The 25,758-nt window shown below is 55.8% G+C and carries 24 protein-coding genes; 7 read left to right on the plus strand and 17 right to left on the minus strand.

The features are described from left to right. Window positions 1-292 precede the first annotated feature (292 nt). A complete protein-coding gene (locus AACH73_RS17830) occupies window positions 293-826 on the minus strand; it encodes a hypothetical protein (protein ID WP_338736366.1) in 534 nt (177 codons plus the stop codon). 300 nt (window positions 827-1,126) lie between these two features. On the opposite strand from AACH73_RS17830, the gene AACH73_RS17835 reads away from it, so the two are divergent. Next, the gene (locus AACH73_RS17835; RefSeq protein ID WP_338736367.1) at window positions 1,127-1,351 is read left to right on the plus strand and encodes a hypothetical protein; all 225 of its coding nucleotides are present in this window, start codon (window positions 1,127-1,129) and stop codon (window positions 1,349-1,351) included. Window positions 1,352-1,447: 96 nt separating this feature from the next. Here AACH73_RS17835 and AACH73_RS17840 read toward each other — a convergent pair whose 3' ends face one another. The 3 genes from AACH73_RS17840 to AACH73_RS17850 all read right to left on the minus strand — a co-directional run bounded on the left by AACH73_RS17840 (window position 1,448) and on the right by AACH73_RS17850 (window position 2,698). Beyond that, window positions 1,448-1,729 (minus strand): hypothetical protein, encoded by a 282-nt coding sequence (locus tag AACH73_RS17840; RefSeq protein ID WP_338736368.1) that lies wholly within the window; start codon window positions 1,727-1,729, stop codon window positions 1,448-1,450. 82 nt (window positions 1,730-1,811) lie between these two features. After that, complete coding sequence (locus AACH73_RS17845) at window positions 1,812-2,333, minus strand: ferritin-like domain-containing protein (protein WP_338736369.1); 522 nt, start codon at window positions 2,331-2,333, stop codon at window positions 1,812-1,814. Between the two features lie 101 nt (window positions 2,334-2,434). After that, window positions 2,435-2,698: a hypothetical protein gene (locus AACH73_RS17850; RefSeq protein WP_338736370.1), complete on the minus strand. Its 264-nt coding sequence runs from the start codon at window positions 2,696-2,698 to the stop codon at window positions 2,435-2,437. 282 nt (window positions 2,699-2,980) lie between these two features. On the opposite strand from AACH73_RS17850, the gene AACH73_RS17855 reads away from it, so the two are divergent. Both AACH73_RS17855 and AACH73_RS17860 read left to right on the plus strand, forming a co-directional pair. After that, on the plus strand, window positions 2,981-4,138 hold the full coding sequence (locus AACH73_RS17855; RefSeq protein WP_338736371.1) for an alpha/beta hydrolase: 1,158 nt from the start codon (window positions 2,981-2,983) through the stop codon (window positions 4,136-4,138). A 123-nt stretch (window positions 4,139-4,261) separates the two neighbouring features. Further along, entirely contained in the window at window positions 4,262-5,116 is an 855-nt protein-coding gene (locus AACH73_RS17860; protein ID WP_338736372.1) for a transglutaminase family protein, read from the plus strand. 139 nt (window positions 5,117-5,255) lie between these two features. Here AACH73_RS17860 and AACH73_RS17865 read toward each other — a convergent pair whose 3' ends face one another. The 7 genes from AACH73_RS17865 to AACH73_RS17895 form a co-directional block, all read right to left on the minus strand. Then, window positions 5,256-6,416 (minus strand): PHB depolymerase family esterase, encoded by a 1,161-nt coding sequence (locus AACH73_RS17865; RefSeq protein ID WP_338736373.1) that lies wholly within the window; start codon window positions 6,414-6,416, stop codon window positions 5,256-5,258. A gap of 428 nt (window positions 6,417-6,844) precedes the next feature. Then, the gene (locus tag AACH73_RS17870) at window positions 6,845-7,687 is read right to left on the minus strand and encodes an OmpA family protein (RefSeq protein ID WP_338736374.1); all 843 of its coding nucleotides are present in this window, start codon (window positions 7,685-7,687) and stop codon (window positions 6,845-6,847) included. Between the two features lie 9 nt (window positions 7,688-7,696). After that, a complete protein-coding gene (locus tag AACH73_RS17875; RefSeq protein ID WP_338736375.1) occupies window positions 7,697-8,092 on the minus strand; it encodes a hypothetical protein in 396 nt (131 codons plus the stop codon). Window positions 8,093-8,811: 719 nt separating this feature from the next. Beyond that, window positions 8,812-10,116: a glycosidase gene (locus AACH73_RS17880; protein ID WP_338736376.1), complete on the minus strand. Its 1,305-nt coding sequence runs from the start codon at window positions 10,114-10,116 to the stop codon at window positions 8,812-8,814. Between the two features lie 428 nt (window positions 10,117-10,544). Then, window positions 10,545-14,969: a chemotaxis protein CheB gene (locus tag AACH73_RS17885; protein WP_338736377.1), complete on the minus strand. Its 4,425-nt coding sequence runs from the start codon at window positions 14,967-14,969 to the stop codon at window positions 10,545-10,547. Window positions 14,970-15,201: 232 nt separating this feature from the next. Continuing rightward, complete coding sequence (locus tag AACH73_RS17890; RefSeq protein ID WP_338736378.1) at window positions 15,202-16,038, minus strand: HAMP domain-containing sensor histidine kinase; 837 nt, start codon at window positions 16,036-16,038, stop codon at window positions 15,202-15,204. 262 nt (window positions 16,039-16,300) lie between these two features. Beyond that, a complete protein-coding gene (locus tag AACH73_RS17895; protein WP_338736379.1) occupies window positions 16,301-16,648 on the minus strand; it encodes a hypothetical protein in 348 nt (115 codons plus the stop codon). A 514-nt stretch (window positions 16,649-17,162) separates the two neighbouring features. On the opposite strand from AACH73_RS17895, the gene AACH73_RS17900 reads away from it, so the two are divergent. Next, window positions 17,163-17,678 (plus strand): RcnB family protein, encoded by a 516-nt coding sequence (locus AACH73_RS17900; RefSeq protein ID WP_338736380.1) that lies wholly within the window; start codon window positions 17,163-17,165, stop codon window positions 17,676-17,678. An 855-nt stretch (window positions 17,679-18,533) separates the two neighbouring features. Here AACH73_RS17900 and AACH73_RS17905 read toward each other — a convergent pair. From AACH73_RS17905 to AACH73_RS17915, 3 genes are all read right to left on the minus strand, one after another. Next, window positions 18,534-19,055 (minus strand): ferritin-like domain-containing protein, encoded by a 522-nt coding sequence (locus AACH73_RS17905; protein ID WP_338736381.1) that lies wholly within the window; start codon window positions 19,053-19,055, stop codon window positions 18,534-18,536. A gap of 102 nt (window positions 19,056-19,157) precedes the next feature. Next, the gene (locus tag AACH73_RS17910) at window positions 19,158-19,343 is read right to left on the minus strand and encodes a hypothetical protein (protein WP_338736382.1); all 186 of its coding nucleotides are present in this window, start codon (window positions 19,341-19,343) and stop codon (window positions 19,158-19,160) included. Between the two features lie 21 nt (window positions 19,344-19,364). Beyond that, a complete protein-coding gene (locus AACH73_RS17915; protein ID WP_338736383.1) occupies window positions 19,365-20,018 on the minus strand; it encodes a DUF6766 family protein in 654 nt (217 codons plus the stop codon). 236 nt (window positions 20,019-20,254) lie between these two features. On the opposite strand from AACH73_RS17915, the gene AACH73_RS17920 reads away from it, so the two are divergent. After that, entirely contained in the window at window positions 20,255-21,433 is a 1,179-nt protein-coding gene (locus AACH73_RS17920) for a zinc-dependent alcohol dehydrogenase (RefSeq protein WP_338736384.1), read from the plus strand. Between the two features lie 13 nt (window positions 21,434-21,446). Here the strand turns inward: AACH73_RS17920 and AACH73_RS17925 are convergent, their stop codons facing one another. Then, window positions 21,447-22,388: a GlxA family transcriptional regulator gene (locus AACH73_RS17925; RefSeq protein ID WP_338736385.1), complete on the minus strand. Its 942-nt coding sequence runs from the start codon at window positions 22,386-22,388 to the stop codon at window positions 21,447-21,449. A 122-nt stretch (window positions 22,389-22,510) separates the two neighbouring features. Here AACH73_RS17925 and AACH73_RS17930 point away from each other — a divergent pair, with 122 nt between their 5' ends. Continuing rightward, a complete protein-coding gene (locus tag AACH73_RS17930; protein WP_272741031.1) occupies window positions 22,511-23,305 on the plus strand; it encodes an SDR family oxidoreductase in 795 nt (264 codons plus the stop codon). A 32-nt stretch (window positions 23,306-23,337) separates the two neighbouring features. Beyond that, complete coding sequence (locus tag AACH73_RS17935; RefSeq protein WP_338736386.1) at window positions 23,338-24,102, plus strand: SDR family NAD(P)-dependent oxidoreductase; 765 nt, start codon at window positions 23,338-23,340, stop codon at window positions 24,100-24,102. Between the two features lie 25 nt (window positions 24,103-24,127). Here AACH73_RS17935 and AACH73_RS17940 read toward each other — a convergent pair whose 3' ends face one another. Both AACH73_RS17940 and AACH73_RS17945 read right to left on the minus strand, forming a co-directional pair. Beyond that, the gene (locus tag AACH73_RS17940; protein WP_338736387.1) at window positions 24,128-25,051 is read right to left on the minus strand and encodes a FecR domain-containing protein; all 924 of its coding nucleotides are present in this window, start codon (window positions 25,049-25,051) and stop codon (window positions 24,128-24,130) included. Further along, window positions 25,036-25,581 (minus strand): sigma-70 family RNA polymerase sigma factor, encoded by a 546-nt coding sequence (locus AACH73_RS17945; RefSeq protein ID WP_272741034.1) that lies wholly within the window; start codon window positions 25,579-25,581, stop codon window positions 25,036-25,038. Before AACH73_RS17945 ends, AACH73_RS17940 begins: the two co-directional genes overlap by 16 nt. Window positions 25,582-25,758 lie beyond the last annotated feature (177 nt).

Genomic DNA, 25,758 nt, shown 5'->3' on the forward strand with positions numbered 1-25,758 from the left:
ACCGCCGGTACACGAAAATCGGCATGCCCGTGCCCCGGCGGAGGGCCAACCTTCCTCAAAAGGTCTCATATTCTATGGCCCGGCATGGACGAGTGGACGCCATCTGCCCGGCACCACTCCTGACAACTGCCGTGGCCTTCGGCCGGGACAATCTACAAGATTTGAGGGACGAAGCATATGCAGCATTTTTCTGCTCAATCGGTTTAGATACAACGATGAGCAGAGGTTTTCACCTCTTCCCCTCAAGCTCTTTGCCTGATTGCAGGGAATTCACTTCCACGCAATCTCTCGGCTATTTGTTTGGGGTGTCTGCCGCCGGATTACCATAAAGCTGCCCATCCACAGGTTTGTTGAAAGGTGGCCATATCTCGGCCGCCCGTCCCTCCTCAAACAGCCTCTGTATCCCCGTGAGCGCAGCCTCACGTGCCCCCGTGTGATGGACATACCCGCCAATGAGTTGCCCATCGCGCAAAAGCTCCCAAATGCCTTCCCGATGGAATATTTCGAAACGCACCGGAATGTTTTCGTTTTGCAGATTGCTTTCGCCACGCGTAGGCCACAGATCGTCCCACCTTGCTACCAGTGAGCCCCCCTGTTGCGCCGCGCGGTTTTCACCGAGCTTGACAATTTCGCGGACAAAGGCAGCGGCGTAATCCGCCGTGTCTGTGTAGTCCTGTAAGGCTCTTGCCACCCGAACAGGCCGACAAAACGTAGCGCTCAATCTTTCGAGGAACGCAGGCTCTGTCTCAACCATATGAGCGATGAGACCTTGGAGAATTTGCTCGTGAGCGAGCATCCGGCATTCAATGGCGTTATCTTGGGTCATAAAACTCCCTTCCGGGGATAAAAGGCTTACAGGTCTATCCATAGCTATCAACGAAGAGCATCTGTGAGCAACAGGATGCAATTTATACTTAAAATATACATATCATAAATTATTGTATTATTTTATCGTGACTTAAATATATCATTGGTGCATATTATGCATTTAAAATAAATATTAAATTCATTTCAATTATTGAGCAATGATTAATTCATTTCTAATTTAATAAATTGATATTTTTTCTAATAAATGGTATTATATTTCAAGAAAAATTTAGATTTAATTTTGGAAAATGGACATCAAATGAAAGCCGTTAAATCAACAAATAAAGAAAGAATACAAAATTTTGTATCGGATTGGTCTGCCGCTTTTATGATAACTGTGGTTTTGATTACAATGGGCGCGGTGGTTTTGATATTGACATATGGCCGATCCAGCATAGGTCGGAGCGATTTGAGTGAAATGACCCTTCCTGCCAATAGCCCGTTTGCGGGAACACTTCTTACAGCAAACAGAGTTATAGCCTGAACCAAGCGCCTGGGTCAGCTTTTATGAATCCGAAGCCCCTGACGCGCCTGCCCCACCCTGTTGAACAAAAAGCCCGGCGAGCCGGGCTTTTCTGCGTCAGTGATCATGAGGAACTGCATCAGGAGGCATGCCAATGTCTTCTTCCCCGTCTGCGTCCGGCTCATCGAAGTCGATTTCTTCGGGCTCAGAGTCGGGCGGAAGGGGGGCGTCATCCTCGTTGTCTTCGCTATCAAAGTCGGCACCTTCGCTGTCCATATCCTCGACCGGATCAGTCAGGGGCGCTTCTTCTGTATGGGAGGCCAGCGGCCCCGACTGCGGCGTCAGCTTGATTTCGGTCGACGGGGCATGAGACGGGTTTACGGTGTGTTCATTGATCATTAGATTTACCTTTCTTACGTGTCACTAAGTAAGCAGAGCTTCGGCGGCGCACTCGCTGGCCCACCCGGCGACGGACAAGGGGTTACTCCGCCGGTTCAACCGCACCAGCCATAAACAGCGCGGCCTGATTGATTTCAGAGGCGGCCAGACTGCTCAGCTTCTCATCTGTCGCTTTTTCTTCCGCCAGGGTTTCAGCGAGAAGCTGCGAGGCGTCGGGGTAGCCCAGTTGGTCCGCCAGAGCGACCAGCGATCCGTACGTAGCGATTTCGTAGTGTTCGACCTTCTGGGCACCGACCAGAAGCATCACATCGCGCACGGGGCCCTTTTCGATTTCATCGATCGTCTCTGCCCCTTCGGCCAAAAGGCCTTCCATCGCCAGACACTTCACACGCTTCAGCTTGAGACCCAGCACTTCGACTATCTGATCTATGCGATCGATCTGGCCGCGCGTTTCTTCGAGATGGATCACAAACCCTTCAGCCAGAAGCGGATGGGTGCAGGCGCGGGCCAGCTTGGGCAATGCCTTTGTCAACTGCTTTTCAGCGCTGTAGATATCCGAAAGCTCATGGGCAAACGCTTCTTCGATGGTAGTAATTTTTGACATTTTAAATTCCAAATAAAGATGAGGCTGCAATTTATCAAAAATAAAAGACAAATCATATACTTTTAAAGTCGAATAATTATCAGTATTCAATGCCCTTAATTTTAAATATATTCCCTTAATCGAATATAACCAAAATAAAAAAGACTGAGATCCGCGACAGCCATACCCGCAGCCATGAACGACCCTTTGGGGCAGATGCTCATGATCGAAATGAAAAATTTTTCGCAAAAGCCCCGATCCGCCATGGCCATTGGAAACGGGAATAACCTGATCGGTTTGCCATGATCACACGCGGCTTCAGTGGTGTCTGATGCGTCTCCGTGTTCTCCCGACAGGTTCAGATCGATAAGCGAACCCAGGCGCAAGCGTCTCAGATTTGTTAGCGCCGATAATTAAACCTACCGGATGACATTAATTCGGAAAAATAGCCTCTCCAACGCCACTCATTGTAAAATTCATCCGAATGTAAATTTAAAATAAATAGACAATATTCCAATTCGCTCTCATGCATACCAATAATAACACTTTCCATATTTAGCGCTTACTTTAAAAAAAGCACCTTCATAACTTCCTGAAGGAATAGAATTTACTCACCCCATAAATACCAATCAAGGCAAATTCCCCTTACCCCTACTTTGCAGGACCTTATGCCCCTCATTATGATGGCTCGCCTTCTTACATCACTGCTTTCCTGGGCCATATTGGCCGCCGCGGTCTATCTCGGCTGGAGCTGGTATCAAGGAGAGCTCTACCGCAGCACCGATGGCGATTGGATCAGAGTGCGGGAAGACGGGCGTTTATGGCTTTTGGGGTGTCTGATTGTCTGGTCTGCGTTCGGGGGCCTCCTTATGAGTCAGCTTCTTGCACGACCAGATCGCAGACCACTCAATACGGCTCGAGGGGATGACGCGCATCAGATCACTGACCAAAATAATGCTTCGCTTTATGTCGAAACGCAGGGAATGGTGGAGGCCGCACCCCTCATACTGACGCACGGTTGGGGTATGGACAGTACGATCTGGGGCTACACCAAAGAGGATTTGTCCGACGCTTTCAGAGTTATTGCGTGGGATCTTCCGGGCATGGGACGTTCCAGAGCGGGTACTGCGGGCATTACGCTGACGGCCTTCGCCGTCAGCCTAAAGGCGGTCATTGAACAGACGGCAGAGGAAAAAGTCATTCTGGTCGGTCATAGTATCGGTGGTATGGTCCTGCAAACTCTGGCGCGCGACTTTCCAGACTTCTTTGAAGCCCGCGTCGCCGCCGTCGTGCTTGTGAACACCACCAATACCAACCCGTTGCGCACCATGATTTTCGACCGGCTGGCGCTTGCGCTTGAGAAGCCGCTCATTGAGCCTATGATGGTACTGACACGGTGGTTGACACCTCTGGCCTGGCTCAATAGCTGGCAAACCTACTTTAATGGTGGAGCCCATCTGGCTAACCGGGTCGGTTTTGGACGACACGTCACCCACAACCAGCTCAACCATACCGCCCTTCTCAGTACGCGAAACTCACCGGGCGCTCAAGCACGCGGTAATCTGGCGATGTTTGCCTGGGAGTCTCAGGGAGCCCTGAGGCACTCCGCGGTCCCCGTACTGGTGATCGGCGGCAAAATGGATATCGTGACCAAGCCGTCCTCGAGCGAAACTCTTGCCCTCTCTCTCGGGTCGGGACAGCTCCTGTTGGTGGAGGACGCCAATCACATGGGCTTTCTCGAGAATTTCGAAGTTTACAACGAGGCTATTGCCGCCTTTGCCCATCAGGCACGGGCGACGAAAAGTCTTGCCCTACCTGCTACGTAACAAGGTGAAGTCGACCATCCCTGCCCCCGCATCACGACAACAGGTCTAATGTAAAAAATCCGAATTCTGTAATTATTACAGCTTCTTACGTAAATAATATTAAGAAAGCGCGGTGGTGGTCTTATGAAAATTCATATTCAGCACGACACATCCTACCGCTATGCGCAGCCCGTGAACATCTTCGTCCACGAGGTACGTCTACGGCCTCGCGAGGGCCAGGGGCTGGAAGTACTGTCTTTTGATCTGGTCGTCGAACCGGATGCCCAAATCAGTTGGATTGAGGATGCGTTCGGCAATCGGGTCGCTCGTCTTCGCTTCACAGCCCCCACAGATCAGTTGGTGATCAAGGCCAAATGTGACCTGACACTTAGCGCAGAACGCTGGCCCCTCTTTGATGTTGCCCCCCATATCCAGGTATGGCCATTCGATTATGGACGGGATGCGATCACTCTGACGCCTTTCACCGAGCCGGTATTCGGGACCTCACAAGCGATCTTGAGGGCCCGGACGGGCCCTCTTCGATCAGCGGGGTTGCACGACACGCTGACGCTCCTAAAAGATGTGAACACCTCCCTGTTCGAGCGCCTTGAATATCAGATGCGTGAAACGGAGGGCACGCAGACCCCAAGCCAGACGTTACTCAGGGGGACCGGAACCTGCCGGGACTTTGCGGTGCTGTTCGCAGACTATGTCCGAACACTGGGGATAGCGGCGCGATTAGTCTCAGGCTATCTCATGGACCCCGAACTTGAAGGTCCCACGCCCGACACCTCTACCCATGCCTGGGTGGAAGTCTATTTACCGAACGCCGGCTGGATCGCCTTCGATCCCACACATGGGCGAATGGGGACTTATGGACTCGTGGCTTTGGCGGTAGGGAGAACGATGGAGGACATCGCCCCCATCACGGGTGCCATTAGCGTCGAGCCATCTGCCCCTGCCATGACGGTGAACATAAGCTACAGTGTGTCCACTTAGAGGACCGATTTATGGTGGAACTCCGTCGCTTGAAGCGCCAGTGCAGCGGCGGCGAAGGTGGCCCAGCCCGAGCCTGCCGAGGGGCCAAACAAAATCCGGATCTTTATGTATCTACCGGATATTATGAGGATCAATAGGCCTAAATCTCCGGGTCGACCTGTAAGAAGAAGCGCACCATTTCCGCACTGGCGTCCGGGCCCTTGGGGTCGGTGTATGAGCCGCCAGAACTTCCCCCCGACCAGGCATGACCCGCGCCATGCAGCACCCACGCTTCAAGTCGGGAGACGCCAGACTTGTCCGTTTCAATGGTCCGCGTATAGCGCACGCCCCCTGCGGAAATCCCTGTCGTTTCCACCCGCCTCAGCTGAGTGCGCCCACGCACCTGAGCCGTGATCTGAGTGGCATTCACAGGGTTGACGGTTCGGTCGGCATCCCCGTGGAAGACAATGGTACGCAGCGGCCGCGGATTGAACCGAATGGGGCCTTTGGCACCTTGAGTCATTGCCGCAAACGCCGAAGTCATGTCTCGGGCAGCACCGCAGGCAACGCCCGAATGTACCCCCACAGCGACATAAAGGTCGGGATAGATTGCTCCCAATACCGCCGCCGCCGCGCCGCCGGCTGACAAACCCGCCACGAAGACGCGTCTGGGGTCAATCCGGTAGGTCCGGATGACCTCACGGGTCAAACCCGCAATAAGGGCGGCTTCCCCTCGATCACGCTGCTGGTCGCCAGCATTGAACCAGTTCCAGCATTTTGAGGCGTTTGCGCTTTGTGTCTGCCCTGGATAGGCAACCAGAAAACCGTAGGTCTCCGCCAGGGCGTTCATCTGCGTCCCGGAAGCGAAATCGTCTGGGGATTGGGTGCAACCGTGCAACATGACGACAAGGGCGGGGCTCTCATCACTTAGCGCCCCGGGAATATACAATTTATAAGGTCGCTGTCCGGTACTGTCAGAATAGACGTGACCTTCAAAGGATGAGCCTTCGGGCGCGGGCAAAGGGGTGGCCGTCTTGCGTAACCGCGAGGCACCACCCGGTAAGTGCTCGCCTAACTGTGCCATAAGGCGTTCGAGCGGAGGGACGACCTTTGTCACCCTCTCCGAGAACTCAGGGGCGCGGGCGGTCCATGACGCACCGGGCTCTCGCGAGGGGGCGGCCATATCTATAGACAGCTCGCCGGGAACTTCGGCTGTCTTAGGCGCCGTGCCTTGCGTCAGCAAAGCGAGGGCGGCTTTGAGTTTGCCCTGACGCGTAAGACGGGTGGCTTCGATCATATCGATGCCAACGGGGAACTTCATTGACGCACTCCAAAATTGGATACTGAATGGGGAGAGTGGGCTCTGCCAGTTTGCGTAAGTTTGCTGACGGGCCCTGAACTGCTTTTTGGCTCAATGACCGATCACCGGCATCAGGGCAGAATTGCCGCCTACGCTCTTGGTCTCGTCTCATATTACGAGCCGAAAAAAAGTTGGCATTTCGGAATGTGTTACGCCCGTCTGTGATTGACCTGATACGATCGCAAACCGACGATGGGAGAACGGGGTTCGGAGCCCTCGTAAGCCAAGCCCGTTGGCCAGATTGTGGCTCTTAGCCACAGTAAAGCGCGTGTGATACATTTGCGCCTTAAAATCATTGTCGTTGGAGGCCGGAAACGACGTTGGCGCCCACAAGATCGAAGACCGCTCCTTGTGCGCGCCACTGCCTCCCTGACGGGTTGAATTCCCCTTTATTTGAGTAATGTAACCTCAACACGTCGATTGGACTGCCGGCCCGCCTTCGTTGTGTTGGTGGCAACCGGGTTTTCGATACCCGACCCAGACGTCTCAATACGATCATTACCAACGCCTCCCGCCGACAGGACCGTCCTGACGGCGTTCGCACGCGCGAGTGAGAGAGTCTTGTTATACTTCGCGCCTCCGACATTATCGGTGAAGCCATCAATTCGAACTTTTGTCGTCGGACTCAGCCGGAGATAATTGATCAGCGGTTGAAGACGATTTACCCCCCCAGCCAGGAGCTCTGACTTGCCCGTTTCAAAGCTCACATCCTGAAGAATGAGAGTCGAACCCATGTCGCTCTGCGTCATTTGATAGTCACGCAATTGTTCTCTGGCGGCTGCAAGTTCCTCGGTCTTTCCGGCAAGTTGGTCTTCCTTATTCGCAATCATGCGGTCCTGCCCGGCGATCTGCGCATTCTTATCGGCTAACTGACGGTCCTTACTGGCTATCTGGGCAAGCCCCGCCAAGCGGGTATTATCTGACTCAACTTTTGCCTGCTGGCCACGGGTTTCAGCCAGGTCAATATAGGTCTGCCCCATGACCAGCTGATGCCCGGCCTGCTCCTTGTTGCCTCGGGTCCATTCCATCTGAGCGGAATTGAGTGCGAGCTTTGCGTTTGACAGGTCTGACTGACCGCGCTCGGCGGTTTCCTTATCATTGAGAGCTGAGGATAACCGCGCCTGCGCATCCAAAATCTGTGGATTGGGCTCCATCGCTGTACAGGCCCCCACAGCAACGAAACCGCAGAGAAGAACAGCCTTTAAGCCGCGTGTAATGGTGATTTTTGTCATATCCCTCTCCTATTGCGCAGGGGCGCTGTCAGCGGTGCCGAGTAAGCTGGCATTGCTGATTTGAAGTGCGGCCAGGGTGGCGCGTTCGCTACTCAGCGAGGCGAGCAGAGCCGCTTGTGTGGCAAGCCTTTCAGCATGATCGTACTGACCGGATTTTAGAGCGACACGTGCGTTCACAAGCCTCTGGCGGGCCTGATTGAAGCTCTGGTCGCCCACGCTGCCCGCGACTCCCGCCTGTCGGGTTACCATTTCGACCCTCGCGTCAGCACGGCTGATCGCGGCCTTGGCCGTGGCCTCATCCGCCGCAGCTGGCATTGCGATGAAAAAACAACCGATGATCGAAACCCCTATAAGTCTCTTCAGGTGCCGGTTCGTGTTTGGAAAATTAAGGTGAGTTCGGGTCATTTAAGATCCCTTTCCGTCGCAAGCTGGCTCACGAAAACCGTGTGCGCATCAGAACAAGCGCTCGAAGCCAAGCTTTAAATAATTGCAAGTAAAAAATATATACACAATACAATAAAATACAGACTGAAATATTTGATCACTACAAAAATTAACATATAATATTATAAAATACACCTCAATCTATTCCAAAATACATTTCGTTCTTATTTTTAAAATAAATTCAAACACAATAATAAATCACTCAATTGGTTAAGTTTCATAACTTTACCCGGTATGTGCGCGAGACCGTTTAACGCCGGCCGTGTGAAGACGACCTACTGAACCAGCCAGTTGGATGTGGGACCAAGGTTGTTTGGAAGTGACCGATCTCCGATCCGCCAGGGATGACACTCGAGGAGCTGTCCGTTCGCAACAAGAGTGAGGTGACTGACACCTACCGACTCGATGCGAGCCTGAATAGAATGACCTGTGCTTAGGTGCACATCCAAAGTGTCATCATTTGAAAACGCGTCACCTTTTATGGCAATCGCGCTTCCGGATTTGAGTTCAGGGCTCATTGTAGCCGCTTTAAAGTTAGACATGGACTGATCACCTTTTCCGATAAACCGTTCGGCCGACAGCGGCCTTGAGAGCAAGAATAGTCTATTTTTAATGGCCGCTGTCGAGATGACGCGCACCATATCATTCAGAAGCAACAGAGAAGACAGTGGTTTGTGTTTTTATTGAGCACTTCGCATGTCCGCGAGAAGAGACGAAATGGTCACGGAGACGAAACGGATCGATGACTCAGCAACGGCATAGGGTATGATGACGCGATCTTTATGTTTTATTGAACCGCAACTATGAATAACGTTCGGCACGTAACCTTCGCGCGTATCAGGCTGCGGGGCCAGAATCGGCGTATGGCTTCGCGCGAGGACCTTGCGCGGATCGGATTTATCCAGGAGGACTGCACCGAGCCCATAACGCCGCATCGCCCCCACGCCAAAGAACAGTACAAGCCACCCCTCGTCGAGTTCAATTGGCGGCCCACAGGTGCCTATCTGAACAAGCTCCCATCCGAAACGGGGCGATAACAAGGTCTGTCCATGATCCCACACATGTGGGTCCTGGCTCTCAAGATAATGGAGATTTTCGAGATCGAGGTGCCCGACAGCTGCGTAATATCCATTAATGCGACGCGGAAACATAGCGAGCCCCTTGTACGCGGATGCCGCTCCTCGCAGCGGCGTCAACCGGATGCTCTGGAAGTCACGGGTTTCAAATAATTCCGTGGTGGTTTCGCTTCCGGAGTAAGCCGTGTAGGTCCCCAGGTACATTGTCTGGCCGCTCTCTTGTGTGAACTCGACCAGTCTCAGGTCTTCAATTCCCATTGCCTGCGACGCGGTGATCGGAAAGATCACCGCGGAAAAAAGCGACAAGTCTGCGGATAAGGCCAGAGTCACCGGGCCCGCAGACACATGGTCGAGCGGGCGGGCTTCGACGGCGAATGTCGGCTCGGGCTCAAGGTCAATTGTTCCGTCGTCAAAGATGAGAACAGAGCGAAACGCCAGCGTTGAAAGGTGTCCTTCCCCTACACACCGGACGGACAGGCAGAAACGCGTTGCACCGTCCACAACACCCGACTGGTCGGGGTGCATCACAATGGAAGGGTTCATTACGGCGGCCGCTTCGAAGGCATATTCCCGGCAGAAATAGGCACCAATCAGCGCTGCATGCGGGGCCTCGATATCATCCATACCCCCGAAAAAGGGACCGACTAGTTTTTTTACGTCCTCAAAACGCTCCAGAAAGTATTTACGCGCATGCGGATGTCCGCTGATAAAGCCCTGTCCAACTTCCGTTAACTGCAGATCACATTCATCGAAAGACAGGCCAAGTATATGCTGGCAAATGTGCTGAGCGCGGGCGATATGGCTTTGCGCCTGGGCCGTCACCTTCGAAGTAAAGAAGTAAGGACGCAAAACGGTTCGTTTCGGATTGATCCGCAAAATTGAGGGGCTGTGGAGAAATTCGGCACACATCTGATTTACTCTCTGACCCTGACCCTATCGGCTCAGGAGATACAGGGCACCGCCCATGAGCCCGATCCCCAGGACAATACCAATCCACGGCAATCGCCTACTTTTATCATCAGGCGAGGTCATAAGGGGTTTTCGCCATGCAAAATTACCCAATTTATTCTGAAGATAGCGAATGAATTTTCCTGAACTACGTTTCTTATCTCTTACCTGAAGTTCGTGCATAGCAATGTACCTATAGGAATACATTTTCTGAGAATGTCTCTCAGAATTTTTTGTCAGAGTTGATCACAATATCATTCTCGGAATTTTTTAGGACGCTCGGAATATACTCACTGTCAGTGTTCGCCAGGGCCGAGTCGATTTCCCAGTAAACTGCGATTCCAGAGGATGAATTGAAGTGGCCGAGGAACCGTTTAAATCGGCCCAACCTAAACCGTTTCGCCGCCCGACGCTGCCAACGCCAAGCGCGCCAAAGCGGGCATGGATTTGGACTTCGTCTTTTTCATGATTGCGTTTCGATGGTTTTCAACAGTGCGTTGGCTGATACCAAGATCCGCCGCTATGTTCTTACTGGGATCACCAGCCAGAACTCGATCCATGATTTGCTTTTGACGCGTGGTCAACGTCGCCAAAACAGCGGCCGCATCCTTGCGCCACGCGTAACGACGATTCTCATCATGTGAAATTTCGAGTGCCTGCGCGACCGTCGCCAGTAAATCGTGCGGGGAGATAGGCTTCTCGATGAAATCGGTGGCGCCGGCCTTCATGGCAAGGACAGCCATAGCGACATCCGAACGACCTGTAATCATGACCGAGGGGAGATGGTGCCCTGCCTCGGCCAAACGCTGTAGAAGCTCGATACCATTAATCCCGGGCAAGTAGGCATCGATGAGGAGGCACCCTTCGGATCCAGGCACATAGGCGGCAAGGAAATCTTCGCATGAGCCGAAGTCATTCACATGTCTCCCGGCTTGGGAAAGTATGGATGTCACGAACTCTCGGAAAATCGGGTCATCATCAACCACAAAAACAGTTGCTCCCTCTGCTGCCGAAGAGCGTTCGAGGGGGGCGGCCTCTTTAGCCTTGGCGCGTGCGTTGGCGAGGGCAAACTGGACGGCTTCGACCATAACGACCGGGGCAACAGGCTTGGTAAGACGGGCAAATTGTCTTTCATCAATTAGGGTTCGGGTGGCCGTACTCATATCGGCCGTAATCATGATTACGGGTACGGGCGGATGCAAAGGTGTATGCAAGACCCGATGGAGGCTCTCGACGGCTTTCAGACCATTTGGGGGTCTTGGAAAGCTAAATTCACTAAGGATCAAATCGGGTCGAAGCTTGAGACGCTTAACCAGGTCCAGAGCCGCATCCCCATCCGCCACCGCATAGACGAGATACCCTACCGCTGTCAGCATCAGTTCGATAAGATCACGCTCATCTCGATTGTCGTCAATAACGAGAACGGTCCCGGTCTTAGCGTGCGGCATCTTGTGCGTCGGGACGTGACGCGGATGGACGTCTGCGGCTCCCTTCTTTTCATTGTCGATGGGAACCTCTATCGAAAAAACCGAACCCCGCCCTTCCTGAGACCGAACGCGCACACGGTGGTTCAGCATCACCCCCAAGCGCTGAACGATCGACAGCCCGAGACCTAAACCGTTGTTATCGTCCTGTTTGCCGACTTGCAGCCGCTCATATTCATTGAATATATCGGTAAGTGAGGCTGGCGATATGCCGATGCCTGTATCATATATTTCAACAGTAATGGACTGGTTATGCCGGCGACAGCCAACCAGTACCTTGCCCGTGTGTGTGTACTTTAAGGCATTGCTGAGAATATTTCTGACCATCTGCTCGAGAAGCTGCGGATCGCTAATCACGCTCACGCGGCAGGGAATCACAATGAATTCTAACTTCTGTACCTGAGCGTGATAAACGAATTCATCCCTAACCCGAAAAAGCAGATCGTTAATAGGGAAGCTCGATATTTCTGCATGCACTGTTCCTGCTTCGATCTGATTGATGTCGAGCAGCGAGTCCAACATGCCGGTGATGGCCGAAAGGATACCTTCCAGACGCTGAACCAGTTTAAGGGCGTGTTCACCTTCCACCGAACGCAGCAACAGCCCTTGGATCAGCTTTAGGGATTGCAGAGGCTGACGTAAATCATGACTCGCGGCAGCCAGAAAACGAGACTTCCCCGCATTGGCTCGTTGCGCCTCCTGTTTAGCGGCCTCAAGGGCTATAGCCGTCTTGCGCCGCTCGGTGATGTCGGCAAACGTAATCACGACACCATCGACGCCTTCATCGGACACCCGGTAAGGCAGGATCCGACGCACGTACCAGGCTTCATTCTCGCCGCGGATTTCGTGTTCAACAGGCGACAGCTCGGTAAGGACACGTTTGGCATCCGCTAACAGGTCTGCATCGTCTGCGAGGGATCTTAAGTCGGCCAGCGGACGCCCTATGTCTGCGGGGATGACGCTGAACAACTGACGCGTGGCCGGCGTAAAAAAACGGATATTCAGGTCTCTGTCGAGGAAAAGTGTTGCGATATCCGTGCTGTAGAGCACGTTCTGGAGGTCATTAGAGGTCGTCCTTTGCCGTTCCAGGGTTTCTTGTAACTGACTGTTGAGGGCGGTCAGCTCTTCATTCAGAGATTGCAACTCTTCCTTAGAGGTAAGCATCTCTTCATTTGTTGATTGAAGTTCTTCGTTGACCGAGAGCAACTCATCATTGACTGCCCTTTGCTCGGCTGTGGACATTTCGAGGTTACGAATAGCGGAACCCAACTCGCTCCGTGTGGATTCGAGCTCGAACTCAAGAGCCTCCATCTGACTGATTTGTGGCGCACCTCGCCTTGGCATTGCTGAAGGGGGCGTTGGGGGCGTATCGACAAAACACACCAGGTACAGCAATTGTCCGTCGTTTTGGATCGGGAGTATGGTGATTTCAAATCCGAAATCGGCACCTCCGTGCTGAAGGCGACCGTCCTTTACGTTCGCGGGCCTTTTCTCGTGTACTGCCTGCTGAATGGCGGCTCTCAGCTTGGTGCGAACGTCCTCCCGCGCGAGTGACAACAGGTCCAGAACAGCCGGCCCGCGCGGCATCGCGAGATACCGGTCAGTCTCACCTGTAAAATAAAGGCACTCACAGCGATCATTTATAAGGACAAAAGCGGACGCGAACGCCTCCATGACCGCCTTCTGCGACAAGTTCAGCAGAGTGGCGGGGCCCGGACTGATCTGATCGCCTGGCCTAAGGCTTGATGGGGGCCAAATATCTTTGCCGCGAGGCCTCACCGAAACGTAATTGGGCGGGCTGCGGCCGTCCTTTCGGTAAAGTCGCTGCGCCTTAGAGATCACTGAAAAGGAGGGCTCTCCGCTGCCTGGGGTCTCCGAGGCCCCCAATAGCAAGACGCCCTGATCGAGGAGGGCGAAGTGAAAAAGAGAGAGGAGCTTTGTCTGAGCCTCGGATTTCAGGTAGATAAGCAGATTTCGGCATGAGATCAGATCAAGACGCGAAAACGGCGGATCATTCAGAACATCGTGAACCGTGAATACCACGTCTCCACGTATTTCCCTCGAAACCCGGTAGTGGTCACCTTCTTTTGTAAAGAACCTCGCTATGCGTTGCGGCGACATCTCCCCCATGGCTGAATCCGGGTACAAGCCCTCGCGAGCGATCGCCACAGCGTCAGCATCAATATCCGACGCGAAAATTTGCAATTTCAATGCGCTTTTGGCCGCCTCGATTGCCTCTCTGAACACCATGACGAGAGAGTAAACCTCTTCCCCGGTACTGCAACCAGCCACCCAAATCCTTAGAGGCAAGTCAGTGGGACATTTAGAGATCAGTTCGGGAGCTATTTTCGAAGCGAGGAAACTATAAACCTCGGGGTCCCGGAAAAAGCGGGTCACATTGATAAGAAAATCATTGGCGAGAAGAAGCCGTTCTCCTGCGTCCTGCTGCAGGCGGTCGAGATATTGCCGCATATTGGCTTCGGGCAGTCCTGCCATTGCCATGCGCCGTTGAGTTCGCCGCTTAACGGTCCCGGACTTATAACTGGTGAAATCGTGGCCGGTTGAATGGCGTAACAGGGCAAGGATTTCGGCTAAGGGATCGCCGAGCGGCACCGACGGTTCCGCGCTTAAACTCTTGCCAGGCAATGGCGGCATAGGTGGCACAAGGCCTGCCTTGAGATCGGCAACGCGTTTCATGAGAGCTGCGGGAATATCCCTGACTTTTAGAACCTCATCGGCGCACGCCGTGAGAATCGCGCTTCGGGGCATGGCAGCAAAACCGGCCTCTTCCGGGTCTTGAACGATAACGAATCCGCCGGCGTCTCGCAGAGGTTTAAGCCCTGCACTTCCATCCGCGCCCATGCCAGACAGCACAATGCCGATTGAACGGGGGCCCAGCTCGGTCGCCATGGATTGCAAAAGAAAATCAAAAGGAAGGCGAAAGCCATGGGGCTGAGGGGGTGGGGAAAGCAACAGCTTACCTTCAGCCACGGCCAGATAGGCTCCCGGGGGTATGATATAGAGGTGACCCGGCTCGATGCTCACCCCATCGGACGCCTGCGAGACGTTCAACACGGTTCGTCCTGTCAGGAGCTCAACCAAAAGGCTTTCATGGTTAGGGGCCAGATGCTGAACCAGCAAAAAGGCCAGACCGGCATCGCCTGGCATGGCAGCGAACAGTTCACGACAGGCCTCCAGACCTCCCGCCGAGGCGCCAACACCAACGACGACAAACCGAGCGGGTGATGCCTCGAAAGGTTCACCCCCGCCTTCAGTCGATCTATCGACAGCTCGAAGGCGCTCTTCTGACGGTCTGTCGGCGGCGGTCATGGAGCCTCAGGTGTAAAGCCTAATACCTTATAGCGGAGGCAGACCACGACAAGATCAGGTAAAAATATTCGCCGGCGCACATTGAAGCATTTTTAAATAATTGTCAATTTTTGACTCAATCCTCAACATTTTTTAATGCCAAAATGCAAATAAAATAAATAAAACTTCCAAGTTACAGGAAATTAAACGCAAATTAAAATCATCGCTTTACGCGTATTAAATGAGATTCGTCTTAATGCTCTCTGATGTTCCCGGACGCCAGGCGCAGAGGTAGCGGCATCTCAAATGTAAAAACCGTTTGGCTAGCGTCGGAAACCACTCTTATGCCTCCGTTGTGGGCGCGAGCGATTTCAGAGCATAAGTAAAGACCCAGGCCAAGCCCGTCTGAGCGGGCGCCTCGCTCCCCTCTTGCAAAAGGCAAAAACAGTCTCTCGCATTCCGGGAGCGGAATCGGCAGCCCCTGATTGCCGACCGACAAGGCAAATCGATCCTCTTGTACCGATGCCTTGACTGTGACTGGACCCGCCTGACTTCCGTGGAATAAAGCGTTTGCGATGAGATTGGATAAGAGCTGCGACAAGCGCCGATGATCGCAGCTAATCACCTCGGGCAGTTCAACCTGTAAGCTTATGTCTCTTGACGGGTGAGTGACCCTGAGCTCATTAACAACGTGCGCGATCACAGGCTCCAGATTCACATCGTCACAGGTGACCACCATTCCCGTGCCCAGCCGACCTCTCGCAAAATCCATCAGGTCGTCAACAAGCGTCGAAATTCGCAGTGCACTTGCCTCAACCAATTTCGCGGCTTCCGTTTGGCGGTCATTCAGGGGGCTATTGCACATTACCGCCAGCCCGGAAACAATCGCGGAAAGGGGATTTCGAAGATCGTGGCCCAGCACAGCGATGAACTGCTCGCGCAATCCGGATGTTCGTCGTTCTGCATTTAACGCGCGGTTAGCCGCGTCCTCTCCAACCCAGCGAGCAACTCCAGGCGGAAGTGTGCCGGAAGTCTCAGGCGCGTTTAACGGCCCGCGATCACCGCCGCTGGGATCTTTTCGCGTATTCATTCTTAGCCTCTTATAGTCAAAACAGAGGATACATTCCTCGCGTCTCCCCCTGGCCACCGCCCCTGACCTAAAATGTACAAAACGCGATTTAGCTTCGCGGCGACGACCGCAGGCTACTGATTTAATCAATTTTTGATAAATCCGAAAAGGTTCGGAATCTACTTATTCAATGTAAAATTCAATTTGGAAATTTGAAACCCACAGCTTGTAGTGATTAATAATGAATTCATTCAATAAAATTCAAATCACTTTTAATATAAATTTATTTAATTTTGACATCATTAATCAATATTATAGCCCTAACGCACTCTTCAGCAAAGCTTTCTGTGTTCGTATATTCATTTTCACATCTCTCCATTTTCATTGGAGTGATAAAAACGTCATTAAGACGAGAGAGTAAATTGGGCTCGCTTTGCACCAAATGTGCGATTACGATTTGCAAAATTCTTTCATGCGCGAGAACTCTGCGTTCAAGACTTGTCTCTTCAGCAGGCCTCTGAGAGGTCTGAATAGACAATGGCTTATCAACCGCTTCAACCTCGAGGGCACGTTGAAGTAAAATCCGAAGGCGTGGAATATCGCCTTCCAAGTCTGGAGGCAAACTGGTCATATCTTAACTTTCCAGAACCAGGCGTTGTACCGTATTAGCGAACAGAAGCGCTTCATCGGTCTTGCGGCGGCGTCAGAGCTGCCGGGAGGCTGAGGATGCTACGCCCTTTCCCCTTCTTGGGCGAGTTGCCGCTTCCGGTGATGCTGCGACTAAACAGGGGGGTCTGTGACGGGGTAGCTACCTTTACTTGTTTAGGCTTACGGGGTTCGCGGTGGGCGAGATTTTTGGCTTTGGTCATGGTCGCTCCAATTCATGCTCAGCGCTAAGGGTAGACGACACCTAAGGGCTACTAAAGGTTCGGAAACTACCTGAGCAGAACTGGCCGTCCTGTTTGTCAGCACGGGCTTTAACCCATTTACATCTTTCTGGTGAGCAGAGGTCTGGGGCTCAGAGTAGATCCCGATGCTCCCGTTCCCCACCCTAAGGGCTTAGTTTGGGAACCGCTTGCGTCGCGCCTAGCGATCAAAAAGAGCGAACGCGGATCTAGCCTTAGCCCTTTCAGGAACGGTCGATCATGAAATACGCCCTCACCCTGGCGCTGGCCGCCGCAACGAGCCTGGCCGCCCCCGCCCTTTCGAAACCCCCACCGCAGGTGCCCGGCGCTCCGGATACACACGCCCAAGGTGGTCAGGCGGCACGACACGGGCCCTGGCTCAAAGGTGATAAGGTCCCGGACGTTTACCAGAAGAGCCCGTACACGGTGGCGGACTGGCAGCGTCGAAATCTGGCTACTCCGGCCAGAGGGTCACACTGGGTACGAAATGACAGCCACCAATTCGGACTGATTACCGAAAACGGAACGGTTTCAGAGGTCGTGTCGCAAAACGATGACCGCTATAGTCGCCGTTGGGCTCACGGGGACCGCTTGCCCTTAGCCTTCAGACGTGGCGACTATATTGTCACCGGCTGGCAGGCCCGCCACCTGAAGCCGCCGAAGCGCGGCTATCGCTGGATCCATGTCGATAATCAGTATCTGCTGATTGATAAGGCTAGCGGTCGGATCACAAAGGTGACCTCAGATGGACAATAACATCCAGCTTGTTAAAGGCTCTGGTGAGCGCAGACATTCTCCGGGCTCGCCTAAAACCACGATGAAGGCTCTTGTCTATCATGGACGAGGGCTTAAATCGCTTGATGAGGTCCCTAAACCCGTCATCCAGAACAGGTCGTGACGTTCGAGCTCGGACTGAAGGGTATGACACTCTCCGGGCCGATCAGTGCCGTCATCCCGCAATCCAGACTCACGGCGAGCTGATTCCACTACAGCCTCCCAGAGCGAAACATATCGCGGGCCCCCGGCCACAGCCGCGTTACGGCCACCATCGTCACAACACCCGATAACACATACAGCACGTCAGAGTTTGGCCGGTTACGGCGGTTCACAGGGAGGCAAAGTAGGGCCGGTTAAAGACTATGAGTGCGGCAAAGTGGGTGATGAGCGAGAAGAGAACCAGTGCCCGCACTTCGTTCTCGGATATGCCAATATGCAAGGCCGCGATGAAGATAAATGCGACGTGGAGAGCGCAGCATCGCATTGTAGGACGCTCCAGATTAGCCGCCCGGCATCCCCTTATCTCGTCCGGCACGCTGACGCGAAGAGGGTCAGTTAGTTCAGCCAGTCCGAGGGCCAGGCCGCGCCCTGATTTACGGCCGCTTCGGCCGCCCTCATTGTGTGCGCTCCCCAAAGAAAATGGGGCAGTCCCCGAGCTGCCATTTCCACGTCATGATGTATAACCACCCTATTTATAGATCAAAATAGTGGTATTTTTTGATCTATAAATCCAGCTTTATCGATCATTCCACGGCGACGGGTACTAAAAAAGCCAGACTGATGAAGGGGTCATCACTCTGGCCGAAGCGTTTTCAGTAGATGAGTAACAGAGACCTACTGCGCCGGTTCGATCTCGGCAGCGGCTTCGAGCGCCTGACGGTTGACCTCGGACGTGGCCAGCCCGTTGAGCTTTTCGTCGGTCGCTTTTTCTTCCTGCAGAGTCTCTTTCAGCAGGCTGGAGGCGTCGGCGTAACCCAACTGATCGGCCAGAGTGATCAGGCTGCCATAGGCGGCGATCTCATAGTGTTCGACCTTTTGCGCGCCGACGATCAGCATGACGTCGCGCACCGGACCCTTTTCAATCTCTTCAATGGTTTCGCCGCCCTCGGCGACCAGACCTTCCATGGCCAGGCATTTGACGCGCTTCAGCTTCAGACCCTGCGCTTCGACGATCTGGTCAATGCGCTCGATCTGGCCCTGCGTTTCCTCCAGATGCTGGGTAAAACCTTCGGCCAGTTGCGGATGGGTGGCGGCGCGCGCCAGCTTCGGCAGCGCCTTGGTCAGTTGCTTTTCGGCGCTGTAGATATCGGACAGTTCATGGATAAAGGCGTCTTCAAGCGTTTTGATCTTCGGCATATCAGGCTCCGCAATAGGGGGGAATGTCGGATGACGCCGAGAACTTAGGGACGGTGGGGGAAGGAACAAATACGCCCCCCTCCCCGCTCGATCAGAATGCGGTCAATCAGAGCCTTTACGCGCATCTTGTTTTTCGCCGCGATCGTGTGGACCGAGCTGTTCCCCGGCCTGCGGATACTGGTCCGGCCGCTTCTTCCAGCCGGGCTTTAAATCGACATGCACATTGGCGTTGTCGGACTCATTGCCTCCGCCCTTGGGGTCTTTGAGGTCTTTGTCGGTCGGGTTCATGGGGGACTCCGGTTCGCACAATCAGGGATTTTCGTCGTGCGGCATATCCACCGGCTTTGACTCCGGCGAGCCGTATTGCCGCAGCCAGATCGACAACAGCACAATCGCGCCAATGGCCAAAAACTCGCTCTGCCAGTTCTGGAAGGATTCAAACCAGAAGGTGGGGCCGGACAGGAAGGCGCCAAGCCCTTCTGTGGGCTGCCCTTTTAAGACCGCCTCCTCGACCTGATTGCGGTAGCTGCCATAGAGGTGCAGCGAAAAGGACAAAAGAAACAAAGCTAAAAAGGCCAAGCTGAGCGAGTATTTATAGAGCCCCAGCACCCAGCCACCTTTGCGCACCGGCCACGGTGCCCGCGCGTGGGCTTGCGGGGCCTTATCGACGTCGCTGTCGCCCTCAAGCGGTTTCGACTCCGATGAGCCCTGCTGACGCAACCACACCGTGGCCAGCACATAGACGCCCATCTGGAAGAACTCGCTCTCCCAGTTCTCGAACGTCACTTCGATAAAATTGCCGGTCGTCAGATAGGCGGCAAACCCGATGGCCGCCGCCCCCTCCTCGGTTCGCATCTCATTATAGACGCCCCAGCCGGTCAGGGCCTGAGCCGCCCAGAACAGCCCGAAGAAGATGAGCACAAAGATCGACAGACCGTTTCGTCGCAGAAAAGAAGGTCGCATGGGCATACCTCGTTCGGTGTCGGGTGCCGTCAGTCAAACGCCACGCGCTCTAAAAATGCCATGCCGTTTGTGAAACCTGCCTGTTCCTAAAGAGCGGCTAAAAGCGCGTCTTGAGGGAAAAGGAACAGAGTGGGGCGGCCTCCCGCTGTGCATTCCACAAGAAGGGGGGCGCAGTATCGCGCTTTCTTTGGCTCCCCGGCCTCTTCCCCCTTCCCCCTTATCCTCAAGGACAGACCATGAAAGCGCTTTGCTGGCACGGTGTGGGCGACGTTCGCGTCGATACCGTACCCGATCCCCGACTTCTCGACCCGCGTGACGCCATTATCAAGGTCACCTCTACGGCCATCTGCGGGTCGGACCTGCACCTCTATGGCGGCCTGATGCCGAGTCTCAAATCTGGCGATATCCTTGGCCACGAATTCATGGGGATCGTGGTGGAGAAAGGCTCACAGGTCACCAATCTCAGCATCGGCGATCGCGTCGTGGTGCCCTTTACCATTGCCTGCGGCGACTGCTTTTTCTGCCGCAAAGGCCTCACCTCGTGCTGCGAACGCTCAAACCCCAATGCGGAGATGGCGGCCAAGGCTATGGGCCATTCGCCGTCCGGCCTCTTCGGCTATACCCACATGCTGGGCGGTTTCTCCGGCGGGCAGGCGGAATATGTGCGCGTACCCTTCGCCGATGTCGGCCCGTTCAAAGTGCCCGACCATCTGTCGGACGAACAGGTCCTCTTTCTGTCCGACATCTTCCCGACCGGCTATATGGCGGCGGAAAATGCCGATATTGAGCCCGGCGATACGGTCGCCGTCTGGGGCTGCGGCCCGGTGGGACAGTTCGCGATCAGGTCGGCGTGGATGCTGGGGGCCGGCCGCGTCATCGCCATTGACGAAGTGCCCGAGCGGCTGGCGCTTGCCGCCGCCGATGGCAGGACCGAAATCCTCGACTTTTCTGAGGAATCCAATGGCGTCTATGAGGCGCTGAACCGAATGACCGGCGGGCGGGGTCCGGATCGCTGTATCGACGCAGTCGGCACCGAAGCCGCGGGGCACGGGTCGGTGGACGCGGTCATCGACAAGGTGAAACAGGCGGTCAAGCTGGCCTCGGATCGTCCGCATGTGGTGCGCGAAACCTTCCTGTCCTGCCGATGCTGCGGCACCATCTCAATGCCCGGCGTCTATGCCGGCTATCTCGATGCCGTGCCGTTCGGGGCCTTTGTCAATAAGGGGCTGACGCTCAAATCAGGGCAGACCCACGTCCACCGCTATATGCCGATCCTGCTGGATAAAATCGAGCGCGGGGAGATCGACCCGACCTTCCTCATCACCCATCGCGGCCGGCTGGACGACGCGCCAGACCTCTACAAGACCTTCCGTGACAAGGCCGATGGCTGCATCAAGGTCGTACTGACGCCCTGAAAGTGAGGTCGCCTCAGGCCGCGCGCATGGAACGGCGAACGGCCTGAGGCGGCTGACCATAGGCGCGCATGAACGCCTCCCTCATGCGTCTTAAATCGACAAAGCCCGTTTCACGGGCGACCGCCTCCAGACCGTGACGACTGTCTTCAAGCAGAAGGCGCGCGGCCTCCAGGCGGATATGCTCCACGGCCTTGGCCGGCGTCTGGCCCGTTTCGGCGCGAAAGGCGCGGCTGAACTGACGCGGCGACAGCGCGGCCACTTCGGCCAGTTCCTCGACCGTCAGGGGGTGGGTCAGGTGGGCACGCGCATAGATCAGCGCCTTCTGGATGCGGTCGCTGCTGGGTGCCAGCTCCAAAAGCTCCGAATGCTGCGATTGCCCGCCGGCCCGGCGATGATGCATGACCAGCCGCCGCGCCACCGCGCCGGCGATGTCGCGGCCCAAATCCTTTTCCACCAGCGCCACGGCCAGATCCAGCCCCGCCGTCAGGCCCGCTGAGGTCCAGATCGCCCCCTCATTGATAAAGATGCGGTCGTCCTCGACCCGCACCCCCGGAAAGGCTTCGCGCATCTCTCGCGCATAGGACCAGTGGGTGGTGGCCCGACGCCCGTCCAGAAGGCCCATCTGTCCCAGCAGGAAGGCCCCCGTACACAGCCCCGCCACGCGCCGTGAGGTTCGCGCGGCGGCGCGCAGCGTTTCGAGGGTGGCTTCGCTCTGCTGCGGGGGTGGCGTCAGGCCCGCCAGCAACAGGAGCGTATCCACCGGCTCTCCCTCGCTGAGCTTTGTCGTCGGCACGCAGAAACCGCTGGATGAAGTGACCGGCCCGCCCTCAACCGAGGTTAGGGAGAGGGTGTAATAGGGCTCCGCCGTCAGGACGTTGGCCAGCTCAAAGGCCGCCTGAACGCCAAGCGCCAGAAACTGAAAACCCGGTGTGAGTACCATCGAAACGTGGGGCATGGGTCTGATCCACCTAGCGTGTCCTAAAAACGTCGTTTCTACGTCATATCAGACATTTTCCAAATACGCCATAAGGACTGTGCCGAGCGCGACGGTGCGCTCATCTCAACAGGAAGACGACTATGACCCACAAAGGCACTGCACTCATCACCGGCGCATCGACAGGCATCGGCGCGATCTATGCCGACCGTTTGGCCGATCGGGGCTATGACCTTATTCTGGTGGCCCGCACGACCGAAAAACTTCAGGCCCTCGCCGCCTCTATCTCCGACCGCACCGGTCGCGCGGTGGAGGTTCTGGCGGCCGATCTGGGCGACGCGGCCGATCTGCGCCGGGTCGAGACTGTGCTGCGCGAAGACGCCAGCCTGACGCTTCTGGTCAATAATGCGGGGATCGGCACCCATACGCCGCTTCTGGACAGCGATGTCGAACGCATGGAAGCGATGGTGCGCCTTAATGTGACGGCGCTGATGCGGCTGACCTATGCCGCGGTGCCCGGCTTCGTGGCCCGTGGCGGCGGTACGATCATCAATATCGCCTCCATCGTCGCCGTCGCTCCGGAACTGCTGAACGGCGTCTATGGCGGGACCAAAGCCTTCGTCCACGCCTTCACCACGTCGCTGAACCATGAGCTTTCAGACAAGGGTATCCGCGCTCAGGCCGTCCTGCCCGGGGCCACGCGCACCGACTTCTGGGCGCTGGGCGGCCTGCCGGTCGAGCACCTGCCGAGCGAAATCGTGATGCCCGCCGATGAGATGGTCGATGCGGCGCTGGCCGGGCTCGATAAGGGCGAGATCAGCACCATTCCGGCCCTTAAGGACATTGACTTGTGGGACCGTTTCGAAGCCGCCCGCCGCGCGCTGGGTCCGCAACTTTCGGCCACCCACCCGGCCCCGCGCTTTGGCCTGACGGCCTGAGATACCCCCCTACCCCTATAAGGACTGATCCTGTGAAACTCACCGGCAACACCATCTTCATCACCGGCGGCACCAGCGGCATTGGCCGCGGTCTGGCCGAAGCCTTCCACCGTCTCGGCAACACGGTCATTATTTCCGGCCGCCGCGAACATCTGCTGAAAACCGTAACCGAAGCCAATCCGGGCATGGCCGCCCTTACGCTCGATGTCACCGACCCCGAAAGCATTGCCACGGCGGCGGAAACCCTGATCAGGACCTATCCCGACCTGAATGTCGTCTTCAACAATGCCGGCTTCATGCCCTTTGACGACGTATCGGGGCCCGTCGATGACCAGACCGCGCAGGACCTGATCACCACCAATCTGCTGGGGCCGATCCGCGTCACCTCAGCCCTGATTGACCACCTGAAAACGCGGCCGGAGGCGACCATCCTTTACACCAGCAGCGTCCTGGCCTTTGTGCCGCTGGCGGGCAATGCCATCTATTCAGCCACCAAGGCCGCCCTGCATTCCTATGCCATGTCGCAGCGCTTTCAGTTACGCAACACGAATGTCCGCGTTCAGGAAATCGCCCCTCCGTGGGTCGATACCGACCTGATCTATAAGAGCGGCGACCCCCGGGCCATGCCTCTGACCGACTTCGTGGCGCAGACCCTCAGCGCGCTGGCGACAGAGGATTATGAGGTGCTTGTGGACGCGATCCGCCCCTTGCGCGACAATCCCGGTGCGAACGAACACGCCCTGTTTGAAGCCTTCAACCAGAGCCTTGTCGAAAATCCGATACCGGTCGGCGCGTGACCCCCGAAGGGGCGAACCTGACCCGTCAGTTGCGTGCCGCACGCAGCCGGATGCCGTCCTCGCTCACCTGCGCGTCCACGCCATAGAGGGCGTGCAGGGCCTGAGCGAGGGCCTCCGTATTGCCCGCCTCGAACTCGCCGTCGATGCGCAAGGCTGATAACCGCTCATCGACCACAATCAGCTTGCGATCGCTATAGCGGTTCATCTCGGCCACCGCCTCTTTGAGCGGGGTGCGGCTGAAGGTCAGACGCCCTTCCAGCCAGTCGGTTACACCCGCCGTATCCGCCGGATGGACCGGGCCCAAATGACCGGCACGGTCCACCGCCACCGCCTGACCGGCCTGAAGCTTCACAAGCTGTGCGTCCGACCTCTGGCCGCGCACCTCGACATGGCCCTCGATCAGATTGACATCGGTGCCGGTCTCTTCGCGGCGTACTGTAAAGCGGGTGCCGGTGACGCGGACCTGCGCCAGATCGGTGCGCACATCGAAGGGGCGGGCGTCAGGCTTATGCGCCACCTCGAACAGGGCCTCACCACGCATCAGATCGACCTTGCGCCCGCGCACCTCGATACGGCTGCCCGTATTCAGGGTGACGCGCGACCCGTCCGCCAGAACAACCGCCTGACGCTGGCCCACCTTCGTTTCATACACAACCGGGCGCTGGGCGACAAACCACACGCTGAGCCCCACAACAACCGCTGCCGCCATGCCGACCGCCAGGGGCCACCACGTGCGCTGCGGGCGCGTCTCCGCGAAATCCGACGCATCGAGCAGGCCCACAGCGTCCCACACGGCCTCCAGCTCGCGCTGCGCCCATGCATCGCCTGCCGTCCCGTTCGCGTTCGCCGTGCCCTCTTCGGCATCGGTCATCGCCTCGACCAGACGCAGCGCATCGGCGTCCTGAGGCGGTGTACCCTTTCCCTGAAACGGGATTACTGTTCGTACCATCCGCTGTCCTTGAGATTATGTCGGCATTTGGCCAGAGCGTCGGCGAGCAGACGTTGCACGCTGCGCAGGGGAATGCCCTGTTTTTGCGAAATTTCGGTGAGCTTCAGGCCTTCGACCCGGTGCAGCATCAGCACCAGACGTTCCTGTGAACTGAGTTTACGGATGGCCTGACGCAAGATTTCCGCATTCTGACGCCAGCGCAGCTCGTCAAACGGCGTCGGCGCGTCTTCGGGCAGATTGTCCGTCAGCTCGACATGCTGATCGCCTTCACGTCGGCGGCGATGACGATAGAGGTCGCGGATCACGCTGTCAGCGGTCTTGAACACGTAGGTAATATTGAACTCCGGCGGCGGCTCGCGCTGCGCCAGTCGCACCAGCCGCGCATAAATGTCCTGAAGGGCGTCGTCCGCATCGTCAGGACGCAGCGCCCGCCCCAGATAGCGGCGCAAACGCCCGTCCAGCCGCTCGATCAGCCCACTCACCTGCGCAGCGGCATTACCCGCCCGGTAGGTTTCGGGGTCCGGCCTCATCGTCCACCTGTCATAGATACCGTACATGGTCCGCCGGTTGTGAGCCTCAGCGCCCCCAAAGCTTTTAACGCCGCCGTGCGCTTCAACCGCCAAAAAAACTGTCAAACAGGCTTTTGATGACAGGCTGATGACACGAACACACCCGACCGGTGTTCGGTGAAACGTCATAAATCTATC

Source organism: Asticcacaulis sp. DW145, from assembly GCF_037101385.1.
Classification (GTDB): Bacteria; Pseudomonadota; Alphaproteobacteria; order Caulobacterales; family Caulobacteraceae; genus Asticcacaulis; species Asticcacaulis currens.

What these genes read in the sequence shown, in the direction of transcription:
- AACH73_RS17870 (WP_338736374.1), bottom strand. Translation starts at nt 7,687, where the DNA reads ATGACAAAAATCACCATTACACGCGGCTTAAAGGCTGTTCTTCTCTGC.
- AACH73_RS17865 (WP_338736373.1), bottom strand. Translation starts at nt 6,416, where the DNA reads ATGAAGTTCCCCGTTGGCATCGATATGATCGAAGCCACCCGTCTTACG.
- AACH73_RS17905 (WP_338736381.1), bottom strand. Translation starts at nt 19,055, where the DNA reads ATGCCGAAGATCAAAACGCTTGAAGACGCCTTTATCCATGAACTGTCC.
- AACH73_RS17920 (WP_338736384.1), top strand. Translation starts at nt 20,255, where the DNA reads ATGAAAGCGCTTTGCTGGCACGGTGTGGGCGACGTTCGCGTCGATACC.
- AACH73_RS17830 (WP_338736366.1), bottom strand. Translation starts at nt 826, where the DNA reads ATGACCCAAGATAACGCCATTGAATGCCGGATGCTCGCTCACGAGCAA.
- AACH73_RS17875 (WP_338736375.1), bottom strand. Translation starts at nt 8,092, where the DNA reads ATGACCCGAACTCACCTTAATTTTCCAAACACGAACCGGCACCTGAAG.
- AACH73_RS17925 (WP_338736385.1), bottom strand. Translation starts at nt 22,388, where the DNA reads ATGCCCCACGTTTCGATGGTACTCACACCGGGTTTTCAGTTTCTGGCG.
- AACH73_RS17860 (WP_338736372.1), top strand. Translation starts at nt 4,262, where the DNA reads ATGAAAATTCATATTCAGCACGACACATCCTACCGCTATGCGCAGCCC.
- AACH73_RS17885 (WP_338736377.1), bottom strand. Translation starts at nt 14,969, where the DNA reads ATGACCGCCGCCGACAGACCGTCAGAAGAGCGCCTTCGAGCTGTCGAT.
- AACH73_RS17895 (WP_338736379.1), bottom strand. Translation starts at nt 16,648, where the DNA reads ATGACCAGTTTGCCTCCAGACTTGGAAGGCGATATTCCACGCCTTCGG.
- AACH73_RS17835 (WP_338736367.1), top strand. Translation starts at nt 1,127, where the DNA reads ATGAAAGCCGTTAAATCAACAAATAAAGAAAGAATACAAAATTTTGTA.
- AACH73_RS17930 (WP_272741031.1), top strand. Translation starts at nt 22,511, where the DNA reads ATGACCCACAAAGGCACTGCACTCATCACCGGCGCATCGACAGGCATC.
- AACH73_RS17845 (WP_338736369.1), bottom strand. Translation starts at nt 2,333, where the DNA reads ATGTCAAAAATTACTACCATCGAAGAAGCGTTTGCCCATGAGCTTTCG.
- AACH73_RS17840 (WP_338736368.1), bottom strand. Translation starts at nt 1,729, where the DNA reads ATGATCAATGAACACACCGTAAACCCGTCTCATGCCCCGTCGACCGAA.
- AACH73_RS17910 (WP_338736382.1), bottom strand. Translation starts at nt 19,343, where the DNA reads ATGAACCCGACCGACAAAGACCTCAAAGACCCCAAGGGCGGAGGCAAT.
- AACH73_RS17880 (WP_338736376.1), bottom strand. Translation starts at nt 10,116, where the DNA reads ATGTGTGCCGAATTTCTCCACAGCCCCTCAATTTTGCGGATCAATCCG.
- AACH73_RS17900 (WP_338736380.1), top strand. Translation starts at nt 17,163, where the DNA reads ATGAAATACGCCCTCACCCTGGCGCTGGCCGCCGCAACGAGCCTGGCC.
- AACH73_RS17940 (WP_338736387.1), bottom strand. Translation starts at nt 25,051, where the DNA reads ATGGTACGAACAGTAATCCCGTTTCAGGGAAAGGGTACACCGCCTCAG.
- AACH73_RS17890 (WP_338736378.1), bottom strand. Translation starts at nt 16,038, where the DNA reads ATGAATACGCGAAAAGATCCCAGCGGCGGTGATCGCGGGCCGTTAAAC.
- AACH73_RS17855 (WP_338736371.1), top strand. Translation starts at nt 2,981, where the DNA reads ATGCCCCTCATTATGATGGCTCGCCTTCTTACATCACTGCTTTCCTGG.
- AACH73_RS17915 (WP_338736383.1), bottom strand. Translation starts at nt 20,018, where the DNA reads ATGCGACCTTCTTTTCTGCGACGAAACGGTCTGTCGATCTTTGTGCTC.
- AACH73_RS17945 (WP_272741034.1), bottom strand. Translation starts at nt 25,581, where the DNA reads ATGAGGCCGGACCCCGAAACCTACCGGGCGGGTAATGCCGCTGCGCAG.